The sequence below is a fragment of the Microlunatus sp. GCM10028923 genome (genome assembly GCF_042666975.1).
In the GTDB taxonomy this organism is placed as follows: domain Bacteria; phylum Actinomycetota; class Actinomycetes; order Propionibacteriales; family Propionibacteriaceae; genus Microlunatus.
Genome location: NZ_JBHTFF010000014.1, coordinates 1 through 23,172 on the forward strand (window position 1 = coordinate 1; position 23,172 = coordinate 23,172).

Annotated in this window: 12 protein-coding genes and 3 pseudogenes; 9 read left to right on the top strand and 6 right to left on the bottom strand. The window is 62.0% G+C overall.

Going from position 1 to position 23,172, the window contains the following annotated elements; translation table 11 throughout:
• The first annotated feature begins 2,586 nt into the window (after positions 1 to 2,586).
• From ACFQU4_RS28105 to ACFQU4_RS28115, 3 genes and pseudogenes are all read left to right on the top strand, one after another.
• Entirely contained in the window at positions 2,587 to 3,231 is a 645-nt protein-coding gene (locus ACFQU4_RS28105; RefSeq protein WP_377498469.1) for an NYN domain-containing protein, read from the top strand.
• 154 nt (positions 3,232 to 3,385) lie between these two features.
• Positions 3,386 to 3,574: pseudogene (locus ACFQU4_RS28110) on the top strand (23S rRNA (adenine(2503)-C(2))-methyltransferase RlmN); the annotation flags it as partial.
• Between the two features lie 1,764 nt (positions 3,575 to 5,338).
• Positions 5,339 to 5,539 carry a hypothetical protein gene (locus ACFQU4_RS28115; protein WP_377498471.1) on the top strand — a complete coding sequence of 67 codons (201 nt, stop codon included), beginning with the start codon at positions 5,339 to 5,341 and terminating at the stop codon, positions 5,537 to 5,539.
• Positions 5,540 to 6,457: 918 nt separating this feature from the next.
• Here the strand turns inward: ACFQU4_RS28115 and ACFQU4_RS28120 are convergent.
• Positions 6,458 to 6,715 carry a hypothetical protein gene (locus ACFQU4_RS28120; protein WP_377498473.1) on the bottom strand — a complete coding sequence of 86 codons (258 nt, stop codon included), beginning with the start codon at positions 6,713 to 6,715 and terminating at the stop codon, positions 6,458 to 6,460.
• Positions 6,716 to 6,882: 167 nt separating this feature from the next.
• Here ACFQU4_RS28120 and ACFQU4_RS28125 point away from each other — a divergent pair, with 167 nt between their 5' ends.
• A complete protein-coding gene (locus ACFQU4_RS28125) occupies positions 6,883 to 8,091 on the top strand; it encodes an ATP-binding cassette domain-containing protein (protein WP_377498475.1) in 1,209 nt (402 codons plus the stop codon).
• 264 nt (positions 8,092 to 8,355) lie between these two features.
• Here ACFQU4_RS28125 and ACFQU4_RS28130 read toward each other — a convergent pair whose 3' ends face one another.
• Complete coding sequence (locus ACFQU4_RS28130; protein ID WP_377498478.1) at positions 8,356 to 8,952, bottom strand: carbohydrate ABC transporter permease; 597 nt, start codon at positions 8,950 to 8,952, stop codon at positions 8,356 to 8,358.
• A 128-nt stretch (positions 8,953 to 9,080) separates the two neighbouring features.
• On the opposite strand from ACFQU4_RS28130, the pseudogene ACFQU4_RS28135 reads away from it, so the two are divergent.
• Positions 9,081 to 9,218, top strand: a pseudogene (locus ACFQU4_RS28135) (cupin-like domain-containing protein); the annotation flags it as partial.
• A gap of 158 nt (positions 9,219 to 9,376) precedes the next feature.
• On the opposite strand, the pseudogene ACFQU4_RS28140 reads toward ACFQU4_RS28135, so the two are convergent.
• Positions 9,377 to 10,573: pseudogene (locus ACFQU4_RS28140) on the bottom strand (IS110 family transposase); the annotation flags it as partial.
• Between the two features lie 241 nt (positions 10,574 to 10,814).
• On the opposite strand from ACFQU4_RS28140, the gene ACFQU4_RS28145 reads away from it, so the two are divergent.
• The gene (locus tag ACFQU4_RS28145; protein ID WP_377498480.1) at positions 10,815 to 11,144 is read left to right on the top strand and encodes a hypothetical protein; all 330 of its coding nucleotides are present in this window, start codon (positions 10,815 to 10,817) and stop codon (positions 11,142 to 11,144) included.
• 91 nt (positions 11,145 to 11,235) lie between these two features.
• Here ACFQU4_RS28145 and ACFQU4_RS28150 read toward each other — a convergent pair whose 3' ends face one another.
• Positions 11,236 to 11,670 carry a helix-turn-helix domain-containing protein gene (locus ACFQU4_RS28150; protein WP_377498482.1) on the bottom strand — a complete coding sequence of 145 codons (435 nt, stop codon included), beginning with the start codon at positions 11,668 to 11,670 and terminating at the stop codon, positions 11,236 to 11,238.
• 724 nt (positions 11,671 to 12,394) lie between these two features.
• Here ACFQU4_RS28150 and ACFQU4_RS28155 point away from each other — a divergent pair.
• The 3 genes from ACFQU4_RS28155 to ACFQU4_RS28165 all read left to right on the top strand — a co-directional run bounded on the left by ACFQU4_RS28155 (position 12,395) and on the right by ACFQU4_RS28165 (position 20,850).
• Positions 12,395 to 18,922 carry an RHS repeat-associated core domain-containing protein gene (locus tag ACFQU4_RS28155; RefSeq protein WP_377498484.1) on the top strand — a complete coding sequence of 2,176 codons (6,528 nt, stop codon included), beginning with the start codon at positions 12,395 to 12,397 and terminating at the stop codon, positions 18,920 to 18,922.
• Between the two features lie 107 nt (positions 18,923 to 19,029).
• Positions 19,030 to 19,605, top strand: a complete 576-nt coding sequence (locus ACFQU4_RS28160; protein ID WP_377498486.1) for a hypothetical protein — start codon at positions 19,030 to 19,032, stop codon at positions 19,603 to 19,605.
• A gap of 984 nt (positions 19,606 to 20,589) precedes the next feature.
• Positions 20,590 to 20,850, top strand: coding sequence for a hypothetical protein (locus ACFQU4_RS28165; protein WP_377498488.1), 261 nt, complete (start codon positions 20,590 to 20,592; stop codon positions 20,848 to 20,850).
• Between the two features lie 91 nt (positions 20,851 to 20,941).
• Here ACFQU4_RS28165 and ACFQU4_RS28170 read toward each other — a convergent pair whose 3' ends face one another.
• Positions 20,942 to 21,925 carry an ornithine cyclodeaminase family protein gene (locus ACFQU4_RS28170; RefSeq protein WP_377498490.1) on the bottom strand — a complete coding sequence of 328 codons (984 nt, stop codon included), beginning with the start codon at positions 21,923 to 21,925 and terminating at the stop codon, positions 20,942 to 20,944.
• The gene (locus tag ACFQU4_RS28175) at positions 21,922 to 23,145 is read right to left on the bottom strand and encodes an amidohydrolase family protein (protein ID WP_377498492.1); all 1,224 of its coding nucleotides are present in this window, start codon (positions 23,143 to 23,145) and stop codon (positions 21,922 to 21,924) included. Before ACFQU4_RS28175 ends, ACFQU4_RS28170 begins: the two co-directional genes overlap by 4 nt.
• Positions 23,146 to 23,172: the final 27 nt, after the last annotated feature.

A 23,172-nucleotide genomic window follows, 5' to 3' on the forward strand; every position in this document is an offset into this window, starting at 1 on the left:
TTAGCGTGGACCATGAAGGCCTCCCTGGACGTGAAGCGGTTCCTAGACAGCTCCACTCTCACCCCGGGAGGCCTTCCCCATCGCCAGATCAAACCCGTGTCACGCAACAACGTCCCTGGACATCACAGCTAGCTCCGCAAGTACCGATGACGCAGCCGATGACGGGCGTCCAAGTCGGCGGCCCATACTTCGTGCATTCAGCGACCGCCGTGCCGCAGTCGGTGCTCGCGAGTCCCGCGAAGCATTCCAGGAACTCCTTCAAACCCGCCGGCTGAACTTGCGGCGTTTCCGACATCACCAACGGCGACGTCAACTGCAGGGAGGCCGGTACTGTTCCCGATGCAGGTTGCTGCTGTGGGTTTTCCTGTGGCCGCGGAAGCTGACCCCAATGCGATTCCAGCGATCGCCGCCCGTCCTGTCTGGTGAGGAGGAGAGCTGCGTCGTTGTTCGGGTCGGTCTTGGAGGCGAAGGTTGCGAAGACGAACACCGTGCCGTCGTCCAGCCTCGCCCCGCAGTGGTCGACCTTGCCCAGGTCGTAACCGGCCGTTTCGATCTCGGCCAGCGCGGCATCGATGCCGGGATTTGAACCAAGATCCTCGAAGCGACGGCGAGCGTCGTCTGGCCCGCCCTGCAGTCGCTGCCAGGGCTAACGATTCGCTTCGGGAAGTTCCGGGTGGACAAGAAGTACGCCTACCTTGGGTCAGTGGTCGGATGGCCCGGGCCTCGGTCGTCGAGGCCACCGGCGGAACTTCTTTACGCTGACGAAACGAAGCCTAGTGTCCAATTTGGCACGGGACGGGGTTGTGCGCACCGCTAGCAACCTCTGGAGCCTACAGATAGTTCGCCCGAATACCTACGTATTCGAGCCCCGAGCAAACCCAACAGGAGGCCAACGAATAATGCGGAAATTCTTCGCCACCCTTGTCGCGACTGTCGCGCTAGCGGCGCCGTTCTCCATCGCGACGGCTACAGTTTCAAGCGCAACTGTCGTCAGTCCAGCAGATTTCGCTCCGGCCGACAATGACATCTGCGGATCTTGCGGCGGTGCTATCGGGCCGGGTGGGCATTGCGGGTGTTCGTAAGTCCAACACGGCGGGGTGAGGCCCGGTGTCCATTGGTGGGCTTGCCGGGCCTCACTTACGTTTCTCGGCACGTTATCGGAATGCGCTAACCTGAACTCGCAACAACCCATCTCGCTCGACCACATACTCGTCACGCTGATTGAGTTGCACCATCCGTTGTACCGATTCTGGTTGAGCAACCTTCTGTGAGAACTCTCCAAAGAATGCGCCGCCTAGGCGCAACGCATTACGGACTAGCTGCCCGAACAGAGACTCTTCCTCGGCTGATGGTATCCGTACGTAGGACATGGACACGGCATCCCATGCGGAGTTTTCGACGCCCTCCAGCCATCGGATCGAATCTGCACACCTAACAGAAAGCGACCGCCCAAGTGTGGACGCACGAGTTCTCGCGGTTTCGCAACCAGCAGTCGTCAGCTCGACCATCGTCACTAGGTGGCGATGTGCGGCCCAAACTGCGTTCCGTCCCTCGCCCTCGCCTAGGAAGAGGATGCGGGACGCGTTAGGAAGTCGCTCAAGTTCTCCTCGCACGAAGTCGTTCGGATCTCTAAGGGGAACGCGCCCTGGAGTCAAGTACCGCTCGTTCCAATGAGTGGCTTCGGAAAGCAACTCTTGATGATCGCGTGGTGACCGGAAATAGAGGTTGTCCACATCTCCAATATCGCAGTTCTCGAACCGTGCAACGATCGGAGGTGTAGGTGCGATCGGTGGAACGACGGGAAGGCACCCCAATCGCCAGACCGTGACGAGAGAACGATTTCGGGCTAAGGGCTCGGCTCCAGCCACGCGATACAGAATCGGTGTACGATCTGCTTCGGTGTAAAGGAACAGCAGCTCACATGCAAGCAACCGTTTCCATCCGAGCGGCACGCAGAGTGTGTTGTCGTCTCGCCGAGTCCATGGCCGGGATCGGACAACTGCGCAGCGAATTGGCCTAGATGTGGGCATTCTCCAATATTAGTCATCTAGTTGCCGATTCAGTGAGCTGTTTGATGCTACTGTGTTCCAGAATCTCGGTGATCCTGGAACCGCTCAACACAGAACAGGCCTGCGTCCGACGCGAGATCAAGAAGGAAGGCCGGGGTCATCCAGCCTCGGGCCGTTCGTTGCCGTGCGCCCTTGCTAGACGGCATCCGCGAACAGCGCGCGCATCCGTTCTTCGGTCCCTTCTCACGTACTCGTCTCGGAGTACGAGGAGCCCTACTTGGGATGGTCGACCGGGATTGCAAGGTTGGCACCACGGAGGAGAGCAGCGATGTCGCCGATCTCGTGGCGTTGGTGCAGTTGAGAGTCAGGAACACGGGACGGGGTCGGACCGTGGAGCTTGACTGGGAAGTCAATCAGGTTGACGGGCTTCGCCCCGGTGCCGTCGACAAAGAGCTTGCTGCCGCGGGAGTCACGCTGCCAGCGCAGATCTAGCCGGCGGTTTCCCTTCGCCTCCTTTTGGGGTTGGGGTGCGTGTCGCCGGAGTTGGATCGGTTGCAGGTCGCCGAGAATCAAGATCGTGGCCGAGCCCGAGCAGATCGAGACTCCGCCGGCTCGGACGATCCTCTACGTGGATGGGTTCAACCTGTACTACCGGCTCCGGAAGACGCCGTACAAGTGGCTGGATCTCGGCGCCGTGTTCTGTCGCTTGCTGCACGATCACGACATCGTTGGTATCCGGTACTGCACCGCCCGGGTCAAGGAACTGCCGGACAACCCCGGCGTGTCGGCGCGGCAGGAGGCCTACCTGGCCGCCCTGCGGTCGGTGCCGGGCCTGACGATTCACTACGGCAAGTTCCGAGCGGATAAGAAGAAGGGCAGCGACGTCAACCTGGCGACACGGATGCTGGTCGACGCGTTCGACCAGGCCTGCGACGTGTCCGTGCTGGTGAGCAACGACTCGGACCTGGTCCTGCCGTTCTCGCTGCTCGGCAGTCGATTTGGTCAAACGACCGGCCTGGTGAACCCCTGGGACGCGCCGCTGAACCGGGAGCTACTGACAGCTCGCCCCGCGATCATTCGCCGGCTCCGCGACGGGTTGCCCGCTGTGTCGCAGTTCGATAGCCCGCTGACGGTCGGTAACCGGACCTTGCACCGGCCGGCGTCCTGGCCTGCTCCGCCGAAGCCGCGGCCACGATATAAGAAAGCAGAAACCCCGCCGTAACGGGGTTTCGCGGCCAACTGCTCAAGTCAGCTGGTGGGTTATAGCTCCAGACTAGCAGCTACGTCGCAATTCAGACGACCGACGGCCAGCGGACCGTCACGACAACGGCATCTGTCACGGCCTGCCACGAGTGGTCTGTGTCGGGGCTCCCTAGCACGTAGTCCCATTGCCACTCAACCCGGTTAAAGGTGCACCCAGCAGGTGGGATGCATCCAGACTTGAGGACGAGGCGGAGTTCGTTCGTCGGCTGGAGAAGCGGGGCGTGCCGGTGACTGTATGCGATACGCGAGGCAGGGAGATCGACGCCGCCTGCGGCCAGCTTGCAGCAAGTGAGCGGAACTAGCGAGGGCTGGCGCACGGACTTCTATGCGCCAGCCCTCATTATGCGAGTAGTGCCTTCCCCCCCTAGCGCGGGTGATGTCTTGAACGCAACCGCCATCCGGCCGTCACGAAGACGGCAGTAAGAAGGGCGCTTGGAACGCCGAAGATGAGTGCTCTGAAGAACGTATCTGCAAGGGGGGATCCAGTCGCGGCTGCAGAGGCCGGTACTCCAACGATCATAAGAACCACGAAGAGGGTCGCAAAAACGATTAGGAACCGTGCGAACCAGTGTTCGGGTAGCTTTGGTGCCGTCATCAGCATGCCCTGTTCCAGTCAATCATGAGTTCAATTGTGACCTTAACACCTCCACATACTAGTCCCGGAACGACTCCAGCAAGTGCGGTTGCCCCACACAAGCCACCAAACCCAGCCTGCCAGGCCAGAAACGCGCCCCCACGCCTTCCAGCATGGGTCGGCCCCAGGACTCTTTGTCGGTGGCTTCACGGTGGAGGCAATGATCATGGATTGATCCAGCGTGATCACATAAGGAGACTGTAACGGATTCCCATTACACTCTCTTAACGCGCGGCATGGTCTACTAGACATCAAGCCCTAATAGGGTTTGAATCTGCGGAAGGATTTGCCACGGCGGAATGGGTCATTCGGGTTAGCGGTCGGCGCTCTGAGTCGGCGGCCCGCCGACCCGGATACCTCGACCCTGGCGTCACCCTAGTCAGACTGAATGCATGTTCAGTTGATTGGGCCATTCGGTACTATCGCTAGATCATGCCGTATGAAGGATAGGTGAGTTCGGGAATGAGAAGTAATGCCGCTATTCGAATGCTGGTCACGGGTGTTGCGACCGCTGCTCTTGCGGGGGCATTGGTGGGGTTCGGAGCCCAAGATGCTCGTGCAGGGAACGATCAACCATGCCCCCGTCCCACGCAAGAAGTGAGTAACGGAGCATTCGCGGCGTTGCTCGAGGAGGGAGTTCCTCCGGAGAGGTGCATCTGGGAATTCATTTCAGCCGACCAGCAGCTGGGCATCGTGATCTCCCCTCGAAGCTGGATCGAATTCGGAGTTGTATTTCAGAGAGCGGATGGGACTCGCGGCCTATTCGAATTCACAGTCACGAATCATAACTTTAATCGGGGGATGCATCTTCTGACACGTGACACTATTATTCAGAACACGCTTAGGCGGGTGGCTAGTGGTGAGAATATAGCCGTCGACGGTCTCGAAGATTCCACGTTGGTTGACATCGACTTCAGAGCTGAGGGCTCGGTGGTTGAGGGAGTGGACTATTCGCGATACGGACTTGTAATCGGCCAGCCCCGCGATGATTTGTAGGATTCGCATGGGTTGGCACCTAGCGCAGCTTGGGCCGACTTGACCCCTTTCTCGTGCTTCGAGGGGGCTGCATATGCCCAAAGAACCTCGCCGGATTCAAGTACACCTGGGATGAAGATTTGTAACCACTTCGGCTAAGCACAGCTCAATCGTGGATGCAGCCTGGCCCCTTCTCCTCTCGGAAGTGAATGCCCGCAAACCTTCCGAGTGGGGAAGGGTCTGGTCTATTTTGCCTCGACCGTCCGAGGTAACTGCATGGAGGATGCAGTTGAGTAGTGGACGAACCGTCAGGCTCAGGTCGACCTGCCAACCAATGGAGAAACCTTGTAGGACTGAGTGCTGGCAGCTGCCTTGCGGCCAGCGGGCGGCTGGGAGGTTCCCTTGGTGGGTGTGTCGCAAATGCAAATGAGTAGGGGCTAAAGTGTGATTAGTGAGAGTGGCGAACAAGATGATTAAGAACCCGTCCGCAGCTCGGTTTCTGATCGTGCTCTTGGCGCTAGTTTCAGCATGGTTAGGGGCGGGCACAATGGTCCCTCAGTTCAAGGATTTTGCCGGCGCCTTTGCGATTGCTGCGATCGTCCTGCTTGTTTTGGCTGTGATTGTCGGCATCCGTGTACACGTTCGGAGGGTTCGCTGAAGTCAGTAGTGAGCAGTGACTCCAGGTTCCTTTGCCTGTCGTAGTCCTGGCGGCGGCGGAGGGAGTAGTCCGTAGAAGCAATTAGGGCCGCGGTCTCTGGGTTGTGAGTAGGCCCGATTCTGTCCTAGTCGTCCACCGGGTCGGGTGCCGGCGCGCTCCCGGTCCTCGCCATTGGCCAGGATCGTCCCATGTGTCCGCGTCAGTTGCCCTCGGTCCCGCATCATTCGGGTTCACTTTTGGGCTCACGGTCAGCTGGCCATGCCGCGCGAAGTCTTCCAAGCTGTGGGCGAGTACGACGAGAGATTTTTCCTATCATGTTTGAAGACGCTGACCATGCGCTCAGGATGCGTAGCGCAGGGGTTCGACTTGTCGCCACTGCCATGGTTACGGTTGAGCATGAATTCCGTAGGGGTTCCTATCCCAAACTCCAAGAAAAGTGGTTTGCGAATCTATCGCTCCTCTATTCGAAGCATGTACCTCTACGTACATCCGTTGAGTGGATTTGTCGAACTTCTGAATTGTCTGGCAATTCGGACTTTTGGTGCGAATTGGTCGAGGCATACGCCTTTAATGGACAAGCTGAAGCGCAAGGCGACTGGGATCGCGTCAAGTCGATGTTCGTAAATGATCCGAGGCGCGAACTAGCTGTCACCCAGCGACTTAGCCGAGTGTTGGGAAGAGAGTACGCGCTGCTCGCGCGGCGAGGGAGGTTTACCTCGTTGGGCGCAGCTGCGAGCGGTGACATACTGCTCGATATAGTCGACGATTCTGTCGTCAGGACCGAATTGATAACCGAGTCAGGTCAATGAACTCGCTCCGGGACATGCTGGAACCATTGTACTGTCCTGACCAGGAACTTCGATTGTGGGTAGGATTCTCGTGAGCGATTCTCGACCGGCACTAGACTCGGCGCTGTGGCTATTTCGCCACGCGTGGCGAAATCACAAGCTGCACCTCCTGTTCGCGATGACTTCGGCCATTGTGCTGGCGTTGATCCCGGCTCTCCAGGTACAAGTCGTCGCGCAATTGATCGGCGCGTCGAGTGACGTCCGAACCGCGGCCGTACCCCTGGTTGTCCTGATCTTGATCGTGACCATGGCGCAGATCCTGCACTCGACCGACCTTTTCACGAGACAACGAGGGGGTGTCCAGTTTCACCGTTCCCTTCAGGAACATCTGCTGACTTCCATAGCGAACTCAACTCCGCGTGAGCTCTCGAATACTGACACAACTGGGCGGATCCAGTCGGTACGATCCGGACTGCAGAGGATGGCAGAAGCCCCTTGGTCATTACTCAGCGCAGCGTCAGCGGTTCTGGCGTTCGTTGCGCTGTTTGTGTCGATATGGACGATTTCGCCGGCAGCCGCGCTCCCTGTTGTCCTTTCTTTGGTGCCGAGCATCGTTCTGTTCTCATGGGCTGCGAAGAAGCAGCAGCGTTGTTTGTCGACGCTGGCGAACGGCTCCGCCGGACCGGATATTTGGTGGAACAACTGGTTCAGCAGCGGACGGCTACAGAGCTTTCTGCCTTGGGATCGGGTAGTCGAATCGTTGCCTTGGCGTCGAAGAGCCAAGGGAGTGCCGACGCGATCGTTGATCGTCTGCTTTCACTCTTGACCAGGGGTTCTGCCATTACTGGAACAATCGGTGGTGCCATGCTCGCCGTTTCGCTAGTGGTGTTGATTGTGTCCGGAGTTGGTGGTGCCGGCGTGGCGGCTGGAATTCTGGGTGTCCTGTCGGGGATCGAGGCCACCAGGGGTGCCGCCTTTGCGTTAGGGGATGTCATCGGCGCGCTTCCAATCGTCGGAAACTACCGTAAGTTGGTTGGCAAAGTAGTGTCGACGCGGCATCCGCTGATCGCCACGCGGGCGCAGTGCCTCGAAGCTGAAGGTGTGTCTGTGCAGTATCCGGCCTCCAGTGGCTATGCACTTCAGGATGCTTCGATTATCGTCCGCCGCGGAGAGATGGTCGCATTCGTGGGTGCAAACGGTGCTGGCAAGACATCGCTGGTCAATGCGTTGCTGGGAATAGCACCCGCGGTAATTGGATCCGTCACGATAGACGGCAGGCCTGTGAATGAAATGCCTGCGGAGGAGCGGATATCATATTTCGGCCTCTTGGCTCAGGAGTTCGGCCGGTATGAACTTACTGTGCGTGACGCCATCTTATTGGGACTCCCGCCGAATCGGACTCCGCCGGATGACCATGTGTGGAAGGCGCTAGCTGAGTCCAACCTGTCTGAGCACGTACGGTCGCTCCCGGATGGACTGGACACCCAACTAGGCGAGCAATTTGGTGGTCCTGGATTGTCTGGAGGTCAGTGGCAAAGGCTTGCGCTAGCACGGATTGCCGTGCGGGGAGCCCCGATTTGGGTTCTGGATGAGCCTACGTCGGCGGTGGACGCGGAAACCGAGCGGCAGATTTTTGGTGAACTCGCAGTCAATCGATCCGACCGAATCACAATCGTTGTTAGCCACAGGGTCAGTACGCTTCGGCACATGGACCGGATCTATGTATTCGACTTCCGGTCGGATCGTGCAAGTTGGCACGCATGACGAGCTCTCGGGATCTGCGGGACCTTTCACCGATTTGTTCAAGGAATAGCGGCGGCTCGTGTTGCGGTTGCTCGTCGGAGGCGGGCATGTCCTGGCCCGTGCCGGCCAAGACGGCTCCGCTTACTCCGTTCGATCGACTGGCCTGAGCTCCACTCCGCTCGAGTTATCACCCGAGTCGAGCGCGGCCAGGTGATCTGCACGGAGGGCGAACAAGGCAACGCCCGCGGTACCACCTGCACCTCGAAGTTCGCCGCGACGGCGCCGTCATGAACCCTGATCACCTGTCTCGAGCAGCAGGGTGCCCTTCACCGCGAAAGGGATTAGGCAGCTCAAGGTGGCATAGGCGAGAAGTCCGCCCGAGGAGACTTGTCCGATCTGCCCGAGGAAGCTGAACAGCGCGATCATGACGGTGTAGCGATCGGGGGTGCTGAGCAGGATCAGCGGGTTCAGGAAGTCGTTCCAGGAAGCCATGAAGACGACCAGGATCACGCTGACCAGGCCGGGGCGTATGAGTGGCATGGTGATGTGGCGAAGGACCTGCCACTCACTGGCACCATCGATCCGGGCGGCTTCCTCGAACTCGACTGGGATCTGCCGGACGAAGCCGATCAGCAGCCATATGCCGACCGCGGACGAGGGGATCAACTCGGCGGGGGACACGCCGAGCAGGGTGTCGGTCAGCCCGATCGAACGCAGCGTTACGTAGACCGGGATGATCACCACGATGCCACCGACAACTTGCGCGATCCGGATCCAACCCGTCATCACGTGGGTAGACAGATTGGTGTGTCGGGCGATCACCAGCGCTGCCGGTGCCGCGATCACCAAGGTGAGCACGATCGTCGTGACGGCATAGGTCAAGACTGCATTTCGATTGCTCCGACAATATCTACGTCCAGATCTTCGGATCCAAGAGCTTCTACATTGGACCCCCGACCTGAATTGCACTCGATCCGCCGCAGGACAGCGTACATTGGCGCAAAATCCGGATGGATCCGCGAGTGACTCCTGCGGATGGATTGCGAGAAATAGTATTAGACCCCGGCGACGTCCTCATCTTGCCGGCCTTCTGGCTTCATGATGTACTTGCTATCGACGACAGTGCAGCGGTGAACTTTTGGTTCTCGCCCCAAATAGATTCTTGCGAACCCGAGACACTTAGACGAATATATGCATTCGCACGCACGTGCGGAATGCATCAAGTCTTACTCCAGGAGTTGCCAGTGGGGCAGAGGCGCGATCTTCTGCGCATCGTGGGGGGTGTCCCTATGTCGGATGTCAAGCCGCTTTGGGGAGTCGGGGTTGGTAGGGGGTTCCGGGTTTTGAGCATGGTGTGGAGGACGTCGCAGCGGCGTCGGGCGAGGCAGATGAGGGCGGCGTTGTGTTTCTTGCCCTCGGCTCGTTTCCGGTCGTAGTAGGCCCGGCTGGTTGGGTCGGCGCGCAGTGCGGCGAACGCGGAGAGGAAGAATGCACGTTTGAGGTGTTTGTTGCCTGAGCGGGCTGGGAACTCGCCGCGGATCGAGGTGCCGGAGCGGCGGGTGACTGGGGCCAGGCCGGCGTAGGCGGCGAGGTGGCCGCTGGTCGGGAAGCTTGAGCTGTCGCCGACCTCGACGAGGATCCTGGCTGTGGTCCTGACTCCGACGCCGGGCATCGAGGTCAGGACCCGGGCAAGAGGGTGCGCATCGAGGACCTGTTCCACCTCGGCAGCGAGCTGGGCTCGCTGGTCATGGGTGTCGGCCAGGCTGGTCGCGAGCCTGGGCAGGACGCGTTCAGCTGCGGCCGCGCCGGGAACGGTGACGGTCTGCTCGCCCAGCACAGTCATCACCGCGTCGATCAGGGCTGTCGCGCCGCGGGGGTTCGCGGCCTTCGCCGTCTTGATCAGCCGTGCTCGTCCGGCAGCGGCCAGGCCGATCGGTCCGCCGTATTTGGTGATCAAGGCCAGTACCGTCTTGGTGTGCAGGCGGGGCCCGAGGACGCGTTCCAGGGCAGGGAAAATCTGGGTCAGGAGGCCGCGGATCCGGTTCGTCAGCCGGGTCGCTTCGCCGGCCAGGTCGTCGTCGAACCCGATCAGGACCTTCAGCTCGGCCAGTACTTCCTCGCCGACATCGACGCGGCGCAGGGTGTGCGGCATCGTGCGGGCCGCGTCGGCGATCACGTAGGCGTCGCGGGCGTCGGTCTTCGCGTTGCCCGGGTGCAGATCAGCGATCCGGCGCATCGCCAGCCCGGGCAGGTAGGCGACCTCGATCCCCAGCGCCCGGGCGACCGCGACCGGCAACGCGCCGATCGTGTTGGGCTGATCGACCACGACCAGCACCCGGCCGTGTTCGGCCAGTCGCCCGAACAGCTGTTCCAGCCGTTGTTGATCTTGGGGCAATTCGGCGTCGAACACCCGCCCGCCCTGCTGGTCCAGCGCGCAGGCGTGGTGAGTGCTCTTCCCGGCATCCAGACCGCACCAGATCGAGAACGGTGCCTCTTCGTTGATCAACACTGGCCTCCTCTGCGTGATGACCGGTCACCGATCAGGCATCAAGTCCCGGCAGCCACGTTACAAAGAGACCTCGTTGGGCCGTGTCCCTATCAGCGGTCACCTGACGCCACCCGGCCCGGCGACAACACCCCCCGGATCATTGATAACAGGGGCAGTAAGTCATACCAGGCCCGGCGACCGTGGCCCGTACCTCAAGGACCACCTGCGCGACGCCGCCGAACACCCCTCACGCACGATGCCCGCCGTCCTGGGCGTGACCTTCTCGCTCCTGGCGGCATCGAGCCTCGTCGTGATCGGCGCGTCCGCCCACGCCAACGCGAGGGAGAGTTCGGAGACGATCGACTGGCAAGGCACCTTCTTCGTCGCGCCGCGTGTGCCCATCGACCCGGAGTTCGATCGGGCACTGACCGCCGGAGTGATCGATGACCTGGCGAAGACCATGCCGCAGATCACGGGCGGCCACGCCCTCGAAGCTGTCGCCCACGGCTCCTCGGTCGGCGTCGAAGCCCGGCTCCCCGATGGCCGCAACTGCCCGGCGGGAGAGCTGGTGCACGCCGCGTCTTGATGGGAATCGCAACCCTCACAAGGCGGGCGGTTCGCGTGCGCACGATGCGACTACCTGCAGCTTGAATCAGTACAGGGCAGTCGTGTCCGGGTTATCTTTCCCGCCCGTGCGTGTCACGCGTTGCCGTGCCGGACCTGAGGAGGTGCAGGCGAACTGTCTTGGCGTCGAAGCCCAAGGTCGAGCCGATCTGTGCCAGTGATTCTCCACGAAAGTATCGATCCCTCATCTCTCGCACCTGGGTCTCCGATGGACCTCTCGGGCGTAGTCTGACGCCGTTCTGTTGAAGGAGCTTCGATAATCGGGCTCGGCTTACCTGTAGTCGACTCGCGATCGATCGCAACGATTCGCCGGAGGCATAGCTGGAGGCCGCGTGTGCGGCGTACTCGTCGGTGAGGCGCTTAGCAGTTGACGCGGTGTCGGGTGATGGAGTCCCCCTTGACGAGGGGCGTTGCCGGATCTGGTTGTGAGTCCTGACGGCGCGGAGTATTGGCGGGGCAGGGTTTGAACATCGTCGTGTTAGGTCCACCGGACTCAGGACGATCCTGCTCAGCTGCTTCGCAGCTTAGGCGGGGTCGTCCGGTTGTTTCTGGGGTGTAGACCCCGGGCACCGCCCGGAGGGCTTCGCCCCAGGGCCCCGTGCGGTGGTCGGGTCGGCGTGTCGTGTGGTGGGCTTTGCCCCGGCCCCCAGTGCCTGATCCGGATGGCGGAATGGAATGAAGGGTTCTGGGCCGGCCGGCAAGACACGTTTGCCGGCCGCGGGTCGAGACAGCCATCGATCCAAAGATCGCTACGCCGAGCTTGGTCCCTGCTCAGCCGGGATTCGTGTGCAGCACCCATGCACCGTCGTCTCACGGCTCACCCGTCGGGAACTGAGGTGTTGATCACTGAGGGTCGCGAGTTTCCATCGGCGTCAGACAAGCGGGTGGTGGTCGGATAGGTTCTGGCGCATGCGGATTGGTCGGGGCAGGTTGCGGGTTGTTGGAATTGTCCTTGGCCTGGCGATTGTGGCCGGGCTCCTCTGTCCGCCGGGCGCGCTGCCCCAGGCAGAGGCCGAGCCACAAGCCGGTCGAATTGAGGTCGCTGCGGCATCACCGCCGGCTGGATTGCCGGACGTGGACAGCCCTCGCGTGTCGCCTCCGTCAGACGGAGGTGGAGATCCGCCAGTTGACTTCATCCCGGTGGCGCCGCCTACACAGACGAATGTGTCGTATGCGGCGGAGGGGTTGCCGGCTGTCTACGAGACTTATGCGGTGGCTCCGCTGGACGATGCCACGGGCGTGGGCGTCACGCCGAAGCTGGTGGGTGGTGTCCGAGGCGCCTCTCCCGGTGGAGACCCGTATGAGTTCTCGTACACGGTCTGCCCGGTCAGTGCAACGTCGGTCGGTAGCACCTGTACGATGCCCGACGACAAGGAACAGCCGCCTGTGGCAGCGTCGGGCTGGGTCGCTGGGGCATGGACGGTGCCGGCCGGAAAGCTGAAGGCAAACACTAGCTACAAGTGGGTCGTCAGATCACGGAACAATCCCTATGTAGGATCGCTCTTCGATCAGACGTGGTGGTTCTCGACTGGTAGCACAAAGCCGACTCCTACATCGAATGACTACGACGCCTTGCTGAAAGCGCCAGCCACCCAGTCAGTCCTGACCACGAACACGCCGACTCTTGAGGCAAGTGTTCGTCACACGACGGCAAATACAGAGTATTTGTACGAGTACAGCATATCGATTTGTTCGAAGATTGACGATTGTGGCGATACAGAGGAAGTTCTGACGTACGGCTGGACGAAGAATTCGAAGTGGACGGTGCCAGTCAATATTCTTCCGTATAATCGCGCTTATGTCTGGACGGTCTCTGTCGCCGACAACCCCTATATAGGTACGCTGTTCAATCCTCGCCGCGCTTTTGTCATTAAGGCTCCGGCGACCGATCAACGGGCGGAGTCCGGTGCGCGCGCACCCAGAGTGTCGGGGGTGGGTCTTCACAGCTTGGACTTCGAGCAGGTGACGACGGACGCATCCTTGCCCACGACCGCTGCTCCACTGGAGATTTCACGAAGCTACTCATCCCTCAGGGATACGGCCGGTGCGTTCGGAACTGGGTGGGCGTCGATCGTGGATGCTCGGCTCACGGGGACCGGATCTGCACGCACGGTCGCCCTTGGCGACGGACGCTCGGTGACGTTTCGCCGCTACGCCGAGACCAAGTGGGGACCGGAGGCCTTCGGCGAGGGCATGAAGCTCGCGGATTGCGCGACGCCCTGTACGGGCCGGGTCACAGACCTGACCGGCGCGGTCCTGGAGTTCGAAGCCACCGGTCTCAAGTCCGTCACGAGCACAAACGGCCAGATCACTCGATTCGACCGAGATACCGCGGGCAAGGTGTCGGCAATCGTCGACGTGCGGTCAGGCCGCAAGCTGACGTTGACCTGGTCCGGGGCGCGCGTGAGCAAGGTTTCCCTCGGCGGTGCTCCTAACGCGGCAATCGGGACCTGGACGTACTCCTACGTGGGGGACCAGCTCACTCGTGTCTGCCGTCCCAGTGAGGTGACATCATGCACGACGTATGCCTATGTCGCCGGCACGCCGAACCTGTCGGCCATCACCTCGCCGACGGGCGCGACGACGACCAGCATCACGTACTCCGGCGAAGTGGTCACCAAGATCCAGACTCGCGATGGCACTGCCCAGTTCTCGGCGGTGAAATCGACAGACGGTTCCCGGAAGGTCACCGTCACGACGAACCAGAGCAGCAAGACGGTCTACGTGTTGCGGGCCGACGGTCGAGTCAAAGACGTGACCAATTCTTGGGGTGGCACGGAGAAATGGAACTACGACGCTGCCGGCAGAACGACGGCCTATAAGTCGGCTCAGGATTCCTACGTGGAGTGTGAATATGGCGACTCCGGACTCCTGCAGCGAAGGATCACGACGCTTGCAGAAGGTTCAAAGAGTGAGGAGTTCTACAAGTACGTCGAGGACGGCGCGAACGCCGGGCGACTGCAGGTTGTTGCCAAGCCCACTGGCTTGGTGATCTTCCCGCCCGAGACTCTCGACGAGTTCCGCAAGCTCGCCGAGGTGGAGTATGCCTACGACGCAGCTGGAAATCTGACCAAGAAGACGGTGGGCCCGTCGGGCACAACCCAGGCGGTTACGACGTATGCCTACGCCTCTGGACAGGAGGCCGCAGTCGGCGGCGGCCTAGTGCCCAAGGGGCTGCTGGTGAAGGAGACTACTCCGGGCAACGCCGTAACGCAGTACGGGTACGACAAAGCCGGCGCACTGGTTTCCGAGACTAGTCCACTTGGCGCCGTGACTGGATACACCTACGACTGGGCCGGCCGAGAAATCTCCACGACCGTCAGCGGTACGGGAATCGAGGCCGTCACCAACACCTATACCTACAATGGCGCGGGATTGCTGGCATCGACGACGATGCCAGTCGTGACGAACACCGTATCGGGTATAAAGAGCCGATTGCGTCACGAATGGGCCTATGACGCCGATGGAAACGTTGTCTCCGAGTCCCTCGTTGACTTGGAACGTCCAGACGGCAGCCGCCGAACGACGAACTACACCCTTGATGCGTTCGGAAGAGTGCTGACGGTCAAGGGTCCGGACGGCAAGCTTGTCCAGCAGAACACCTATGATGCACGCGGGCTGGCGACCAAGCGCGAAGACGGGGACGGCGTCAGCCGTCTCATGCAGTACACGCCGCAGGGAGACCTCGAGCGCGTGACGCTCCCTGACTATGAGGCATCCGGCTCATCCGCTGCCAACCTCCTCGAGGTGCAGTACACCTACGACAAGGCCGGTCGTGTCAAGACTGCGACCGACCGCGCAGGCGTGGTGCGCGAATACACGTACTACCAGGACGACCAAGTCCGGCAGATCGAAGCGTTCACCGATGCTTCCCGGGAACAGAGCCGGATCGAACTCATCAAGGAGTACGACAAAAAGGGCCGGGTGACGGGGACCGACGACAACGGCCAAGTCAGCGAACTCGAGTACAACTCCCTGGGACACGTCGTGGCTATCACGACCGGGACTGGTGATCAAGGATTCGGACCGCAGGCCCGCCAACTGACCCGGCAGGTCGATACGCGCGGATTGCCTCTGAGCGAGACGATCACCGCGACCGGATCGGTCCGTACCACCGACTACAAATACGACGCTGCGGGCAACGTCGTTCAGATCGCAGTCGGGTCGAAACCGGCCGATCCAGATGCGGCCATCACCAAGATCACCCGTGATGTTCTAGGACGCCAGCGCACACTCACGGACCCCCGGTCAACGACGGAACGGCCTATAACGACCCAACAGACCTGGGATGCGCGCGGCCAACTCATCACCACGATCACGACAGGAGACAGCGGCAGCGCGATCGCCAAGACCGGCTACGACGCCTACGGCAACCCGACGCACACACTGTCGCCCACCGGGGCGATCGTCGAGACGACCTACGATCTGAACAACCGGAAGACTGCGCAGACCTATCCCTATCGCAGCGGTGAAGCATCGTCGAGTCGAACTTGGACCTACAGCAACGCCGGCCGCATCACCGAACACGCAGACCCATCCGGCGCTCACGATTCCTTCGAGTACGACAACGCAGGCCAGCTGATCAGGACCATTCGCAGCGGCGCGGGCGAATCGGACACCGTGACACGGTGGGAGTACGACATCGCCGGCAACCCGGTCAAGCAGGAACTGCCCGACGGGACCACAATCACGTCCGCGTACGACCCCTTCGGACGGATGGTCGAACAGCGCCGACCCCACGACGGATCCACTGCTACGGCCACCTTCACGTACGACCAACGAGGTAACCAAACCTCCGCCACGTCGCCTGGCGGGCGGCTGACAAAGGCGACCTACAACACGTTCGACGAACCGACATCCATCACCACGCCCGAAGGTCGCACAACCAAGTTCATCCGTGACGTCGCCGGACGAGTCGTCGAGTCGCGCGAGTCCTCCGGCACGCTATCGCCCTCGACCAATCTGATCGTTTGGACAAACCACGATTCCCGTGACAACCCAGTTCGACTGTCATTCGTTGATCCAAGCGATTCAAAGCCAATCCAGAGCTGGAACTGGTCGTACGACAAGAACGGCAACCAAACCCGGCAGATCAATCCGATCGGTGGCCAGCGGTCCTTTGAATACGGCCCTCAAGGACAGCTCACAAAGACGATCCTCGAGGACGGCGAGTCGGCCACCCTGCGCTACGACCTGTCCGGAAACGTGCAGGCCCACACCGATCCCAACGGCAACATCACCGAGATGGCTTACTCGGCCCGCAACGACATCGTCTCCATGACCGAGCCTGCAACAGCTGAAGGTCAGCCCGCCGCGGACCGCCGCACGACCTGGACCTACGACAAGCTCGGTCGACGGACAACCGAGAACCGACCCGGCGCAGCAACCCGCACCTTCACCTACGACCGCGACGGAAACGTCACCAAGGAAACCGCCACTCTGGATGGGAAAGCCGCCAGCCGCATTTTCAGCTATGACCAACTCGAGCGTCTGACCGAGTTCGACCATCCAGACGGCAAACAGAAACTCACCTACAACGAGTCTGGCCTGGTCACCACCTCGACCGGCCCCATTGGCGATGCCGCATTCAGCTACGACGCCGACGGCAACGTCACCAAGCTCGTCGATGCCAACGGCACCACCCAGTTCGACTGGGGCAAGACGGGCCTCCTGAACACGGTGACCGATCCTTCCGGCGAGAAGTACTACTACACGTACAAAAGTGGACAGCTCACCTCAATCGCATCGGTCGCCAGCACCGAGAAGTTCACGTACGACCTGCTGGGCAACCTCACCTCACAGCTCGTCACCAGGGCAGAGGAAACCCTCGTCGACGACACCTACACCTACGACGCCGCCGGGAACCGCACCTCCCGGACGAGTTCTCGCACCGCTGGCCAACGGACCACCTATACCTACGACCTGCGCGACCGTCTCACCGGATGGACAACCGGCAGCGAAACCCACACAGCCCAGTGGGACGCCAGCGGAAACCTCACAAAGTACGACGACACGGCACGCACCTACAACGCACGGAACCAGCTCGTCGCCAACGGCGACACCGAATACACCTACGCCCCGGACGGTCGCCGCACGTCCGCGGGCGACGTGGCGTACACGTACAACCCGTTCGGCGAACTGTCCTCGGCTGGCGGCAACACCTACACCTACGACGGACTCGGCCGGCTCGCCGCTGCTGGCGACCGCAAGTTCCACTATCCCGGTCTCGACCGAAACCCGTCCGCGATCGGTGACAACAAGATCATCCGCGAGCCCTCCGGCACACCTCTCGCGACAGGTGGCGGCCGGACCTTCTCAGACCAGCATGGCGACCTCATCGGCGCCCTTGCTCCCGACGGAACCCTGGCCGACACCACCTACAGCCCGTTCGGGCTATCGACCGATACCGACGACGCCCTCGGCTACCAAGGTGATTACACCGCCGATGGCCTGGTCAACATGGACGCGCGTTGGTACGACACCGCCACGGGCACGTTCACCAGTCGAGATAACGTTGCGCTCAATATCGATCAGTCAAATCGCTACAGCTATGCCCTTGGTAACCCGCTGGCTCACAGCGATCCGAGCGGGCATTGCATCGGTCCGGCTATCGTGATCTGTGGTGGTATAGCGATCGGTACCCTGGAGGCGATCGTCATTTCCGCAGTTTTTGCCGGGATCTCCCTGGCTGGGATCTACGCGTTCAGTCGAATCGACTTCAGCAACTTCAACTTCAACTTTGAAATGCCGAACCTGTCGATCCCCAAGATCTCGATCCCGAAGGTATCGATCCCCAGCATGGACCTGAGTGGCGCCATGCCAACCTTTAACTTCGATTTCTCCACACCTTCATACAACTTCGCCATGAAGGACCTGAACATCTCGGCACCCAGGATTCGTGTGCCGGAGATCACGATGCCCAAGATCTCGATCCCGGACATCAGCGCCAAGGTGGGGGACCTGGAGTACTCCACTCCTCGCATCGATGTACCCCACATCAATGTCCCCACGATCTCGATACCCAAGATCTCCATACCCAAGATCGGAACATTCAACCCCTCAATTCCGCACATTGCCGTACCGGATATTTCGATTCCCACGATAAATATCCCGGACTTGTCAATGCCTAGTGTCTCCATTCCGGACATCTCGTACCCCGGTCTGGACATTCCGGACCCTTCCATCCCGCAGATCAGCATCCCCGATCTACCGTCGCTCGGGCTGGGGGCATTTGCTCCGAAGTTGGTGCTCTCGACCGCGCATCCCAACGACCCGACCCGCGACGCCACGCCAGAAATTGCCACGACCGGCGGGCGTTCCAAGCTCTCTCCTGGTTGCGAGCCCGGTGAGATCCTCGGCCCGTCCGGAGAATGCGAAGATCCGCTGGACTTCCTCCAGCGCAAGACCGACGAGATCCGAGACCGGCTGGCCGGGGATCCCGGTTTCAGGCGACAGCAGTTGTCCCGTGCCGAGCAGCGGGCCGAGCGCACCGAACCTTGGCTCCGGATTCTGAACAACGGAAAGGCTGTCGAGCGAGCGCTCAGGCGAGAGGTCGATGGGTTCTTCAGCTTCCGGGGCGGGAAAGGGCGGCCCGACTTCGTCAGTCGCGAGACTGGGCGATATTACGAAGTCACGACGACGAATCCTCGCACGCTGCAGAACCACCTACGCCGACCCTACGTTGACCCGTCACGTGTAGCCGCATACAAGAACTGGCTGTCACGTCTCTTTGGGGAGTGATGATGCCCAAAATCACAAGAATACTCAGTCAACTACTTGAGGCGGGGACTATTCTCAGGGGTATCGTCTCGGAACACGTGCTACTTGACGACTGCCGTACTGCCCCCGTGGGTATCGACGAAGGGCGCGCGATCATAGAGGATGTGCGTGTTACTGACCTGCGAATAAGGTCATGCCTTCTGAATTACGCGATCCTGCGAGATGTCACGATCGACGGCCTGACCTTGGACCGCGATTCGGGATTCTGTTTCGCCAATCAATTCGAAAGGGTCACGGTTCGTGGGAGGGTAAAAGGTGGCGCCCTGGTACTCAATCGGAACTCAGTCCAAGTTGGCAATTATCCCGAGCTTGAGGCCTACACGAAGTTCCTCGCTGATTGGGATCAAGGGGAAGGCTGGACCCTCGACATCTCAGAAGCTGAAGGGGAGATCGAAATTCGTGGTTACTCGGCCGACCGAATCCGCCTTGACCTGGAAACCCAAGCGGTGGTGCGCAGGCGCGTCGCGCAAGACAGCCTGTGGAAGACCGTCGACTATGAGGACACGGCGTTCGGGGTCGCCATCGAGGATATGTTCGTGTTCGACCATGACGACACCGTGCTCTCGGCGAACAAGGCATCCCGCAATCTGCCGGCCGAGCTTCGAGTGCTGCAACGTCTCAGAGACGAAGGTATCGCCGAATGAGTTCTGCACGAGGTATAGCTTCGATGGCGATCTTGATTTCCGTCCTGATCGCTGCCGCCTGCAGCGCGCCAGCGGGGAACCCGACGAGCACGATGTCTGCACCGTCAGCGTCGGCCACACAACCTTCCATCAGCGCACCGACCTCCAGTAGGGCAGGGACCCCCGCGAGTTCGCCCGCGAAGCCCACTCCTGCCGAGTCACCGCGTGTCCAGGAACCAGATCCGGATGAGAAGGTCGAGGGTGACTGTCAACTACTGATCGACCGCGTCACGACGTCCGCTAGATCAGCGGCGGACTCGTTCGGGGCCTTCGACGCAAATCCAGAAGCAACCTTGCGGCGACTGGCGGACAATGCACAAGGCTTCGACCAAGACACGACCTCATGGACGGGACGGCCTGGAAGGGGAGCCAAACGCTACAGCAGCGCGCTGCGAACACTGATCGATGAGGCCGAACGCGTGATGCGCAGTGGCGCAAAGAAGTCCCTGTCCTCGGCCGGGTCCAGGTTCCAGAGAGAAGCTGTAGCCGCGGTCGCTGACTGCCGCCAATGATCGGGCGCCCTGCTGACGGCCCTGCGCAGTACGTTGGCCTCGTACTTGACGAATCTGTGGTGGCGCGGAGGTTGTTGGACGGTGCCTCGACATCGCGGCGACAAACCTAGCGGCCGTGGCCGTGCATATCGCGCATCCGAACGCCGCGTTCGCGGAGGCGCAACTGAACAGTCCTCGCTGTGACATCCAGGGCCCCGCCGACTCGAGCTCTATGTCTTCCCGGCTGGCTGTTCTGGGAGTCGGACTGATGGGTCGTCTGCCAAACTGAATGCAGGAAGAGGTCTGTTCGGCCGTCGAGCACCTTTCCCGTACCGGACGATCCGTAGCCTCGCGACAGGCCATCGGACCATTCCGGTCCCAGTGTGTGACGCTCGTTGATGGAGCTTCAGTGGACAGCCGCTTCGAGCGGTTATCCGGCGGTAGAGTCGTCGGTATGACCAGGGAGATCGGTGTGTCGCTGTCCGGCGATCTCTTCGAGTGGACGACGGCTGCCGTGGCCGAGGGGCGGGCGGAGTCGGTGTCCGCGCTCGCGGCCGAGAGCCTGGAACTGTTGCAGGCAAGGGCACACCTCGAATGGATCGTGGCCGATCTGCGTACCGACGTGACCGTCGACGAGGCGTCGGAGGAGAAGCTGCGTGAGCTGACCGCGGCGGCTGATCGGGCGCAACGGCGTCCTCGGAGTAAGGGCGAGTGAAAGGCGTCTTGCTCGATTCCGGCGCGCTGATCGCGCTTGAGCGACGGAAGTCGATCATGCTCCAGTCGTCTGATGGTGGCGTGGTCGAACTTCAGCGGGAAAGCTCGATGGAGGTGCCGAGGCCGCGGGCCGTCGCCTCCTGGTAGAGCAGGTGGGCGATGGCGAGGTCCTCGGCGCCGACGCCGACCGAGTCGAACAACGTGATTTGATCATGGCTCGTACGACCTGGGCAGGAGCCGGTGGCGAGTTCCGCGAGGTCGCCGACCACGTCCTGCTCGGACAGCGCTCCCTCGGCGACGGCCATGATCAAATCGCCGGACTTGGTCAGTGCGGTGGCCCGGTGATCAACCCACACGTCGGCCCGCCGCATCGTCGTCGCGTCGACCTCTCGTTCGTCCTGCCTCGGCCGCGCACCGACGACGTTGAGGTGCTGGCCGGGCGGGACCCGGGAGCCGTCGATGATCGGAACGACGGACGGCGTCAGGGTGCAGAGCACGTCGGCCTGCTCGACGACGGATTCGAGCGCGTCGCAGGCGATCAGCTCGCCGTCGAAATCGGTGTCCTTGATCAACTGGTCGCGGCGCTCCTTGGTCCGGGACCAGACCAGGATCCGCTCGAACCTGCGAACCTCGGCCAGGGCGGCCACGTGTTCCCGGGCCAGCGCTCCGGCGCCGACCAGTCCGAGCACGCGGCTGTCGGGGCGGGACAGGAGCCGGGTGGCGACGGCGCTGGCGGCCGCGGTACGGACTCGGGTGGGGACGCGGCCGTCGAGCAACGCCAAGGGCTCGCCGGTGCTCCGGTCGCAGACCAGGACGGCCGAACGCTGGGACGGCAATCCACGGGACGCGTTGTCGGGCAGGTCGGAGAGCAGTTTGACTCCGGCCAGGCCGGTGCCGTCCGACACCGCGGCCATCAGGAGGTGGCGGCCGCTGCCGGCCGGCGTACCCATCGAGGTCGGGGCCGGCTGTGTTGCCCGGCCGACGCCGATCTCGGCGAAGATGCGTTGCACGGCGTCGATCGTGGCCCTCCGGTCGATCACCTGCTCCAACTCGGACGCCGTCAGGATCAGGGTCATGCCGCACCGTCCGGGATCAGCTCGCCGTGATCGGCGACCACGACACCGCGGTGCAGCACCGTACGATCCGGGCCGCGGTCCATGATCGCCGCGGTCACCGTGTCGCCGGGGACCAGGACCAGGTCGGCCGGGTCACCGACCGCGACGCCGGGCCGATCGTCCACCGAGGCCAGCCGCACCGAGGGGTCGATGACGGAACGACCACCGACCGTGGCGACCGCGGCGCAGTGCTCGATCAGGCGATCGGGTCGGAATCCGTTGGTGAACGCGAGTTGCCAGGTCCGGTCGAGCATGTCGCAGTTCCCGTACGGGCTCCAGTAGTCACGTTGGCCGTCCTCGCCGAGCCCGACCCGGATGCCGTGTTCGGCCAGCGTGACGAGCGGGAGCGGCGTGCGGGCCGGTGCGACCGTGGCCCAGGCCACGTCGAGTTCGCGGAAGGTCTCCAGCAGCTCGCGCAGCGTCGGCTCGGGCAGGGCGGCCAGGCCGTAGCCGTGGGAGATCGTCACCCGGCCCCGCAGGTCCAGCGCCCGCGTGCGTTCCATGATCAACTCGGTGGAGAAGAGCGCCAGCTGATCGGGTTCGTGCAGATGGATGTCGACACCGACGCCGTAACGCTCGGCGAGGCCGAAGACGATGTCCAGATGCCGTACGGGATCCCGGTCGAGGGCACACGGGTCGATCCCGCCCACCAGGTCGGCGCCGGCCCGGACCGCGTCCTCCAGGACTGCGGGGGTGCCGGACTCGCGAAGCAGGCCGGCCTGGGGGAAGGCCATGATCAACACGTCCGCGCGATCGGCGTGCGCCTCGCGTGCGGCGATCACCGCGTCCAGGCGTTCCAGCCCGCAGTCGACGTCGACCTGGGCGTAGCTGCGGACCCTGGTGGTGCCGTTGGCGATCATCCTGCCCAGCGTCGTGGTCGTTCGTTCGGTCATCGACACTTCGGCGTCGCGCCAGTTCCGGCGATCGTTCTGCATCATGTTCCAGACGCCGGGCGAACCCGTGTGGGGCCGGAACGGCAAGCCGATCCGGCTGGAATCCAGATGGACGTGCACGTCGCAGAAGGATGGCAGCAGGATGCGGCCGCGGCCGTCGACGACGGTCCCGCCGCCCGGCGCCGGGTCGGGCCCGGCGGGGGCGATCGCGGTGATCGCGCCGTCGTTCATGATCACGTCGGCAAGGGCGCCGCCCCAGGGCCGCGCGTTGCGGATGATCGTGATCACTCGATACCTCGATTCGGGTTGGCCTGG

Coding starts and splice junctions, on each gene's coding strand:
- ACFQU4_RS28120 (WP_377498473.1), bottom strand. CDS start 6,715: ATGTTCCTGAAGGGAACGGTGAAACTGGACACCCCCTCGTTGTCTCGT.
- ACFQU4_RS28125 (WP_377498475.1), top strand. CDS start 6,883: ATGGACGATTTCGCCGGCAGCCGCGCTCCCTGTTGTCCTTTCTTTGGT.
- ACFQU4_RS28145 (WP_377498480.1), top strand. CDS start 10,815: ATGCCCGCCGTCCTGGGCGTGACCTTCTCGCTCCTGGCGGCATCGAGC.
- ACFQU4_RS28165 (WP_377498488.1), top strand. CDS start 20,590: ATGACCAGGGAGATCGGTGTGTCGCTGTCCGGCGATCTCTTCGAGTGG.
- ACFQU4_RS28170 (WP_377498490.1), bottom strand. CDS start 21,925: ATGACCCTGATCCTGACGGCGTCCGAGTTGGAGCAGGTGATCGACCGG.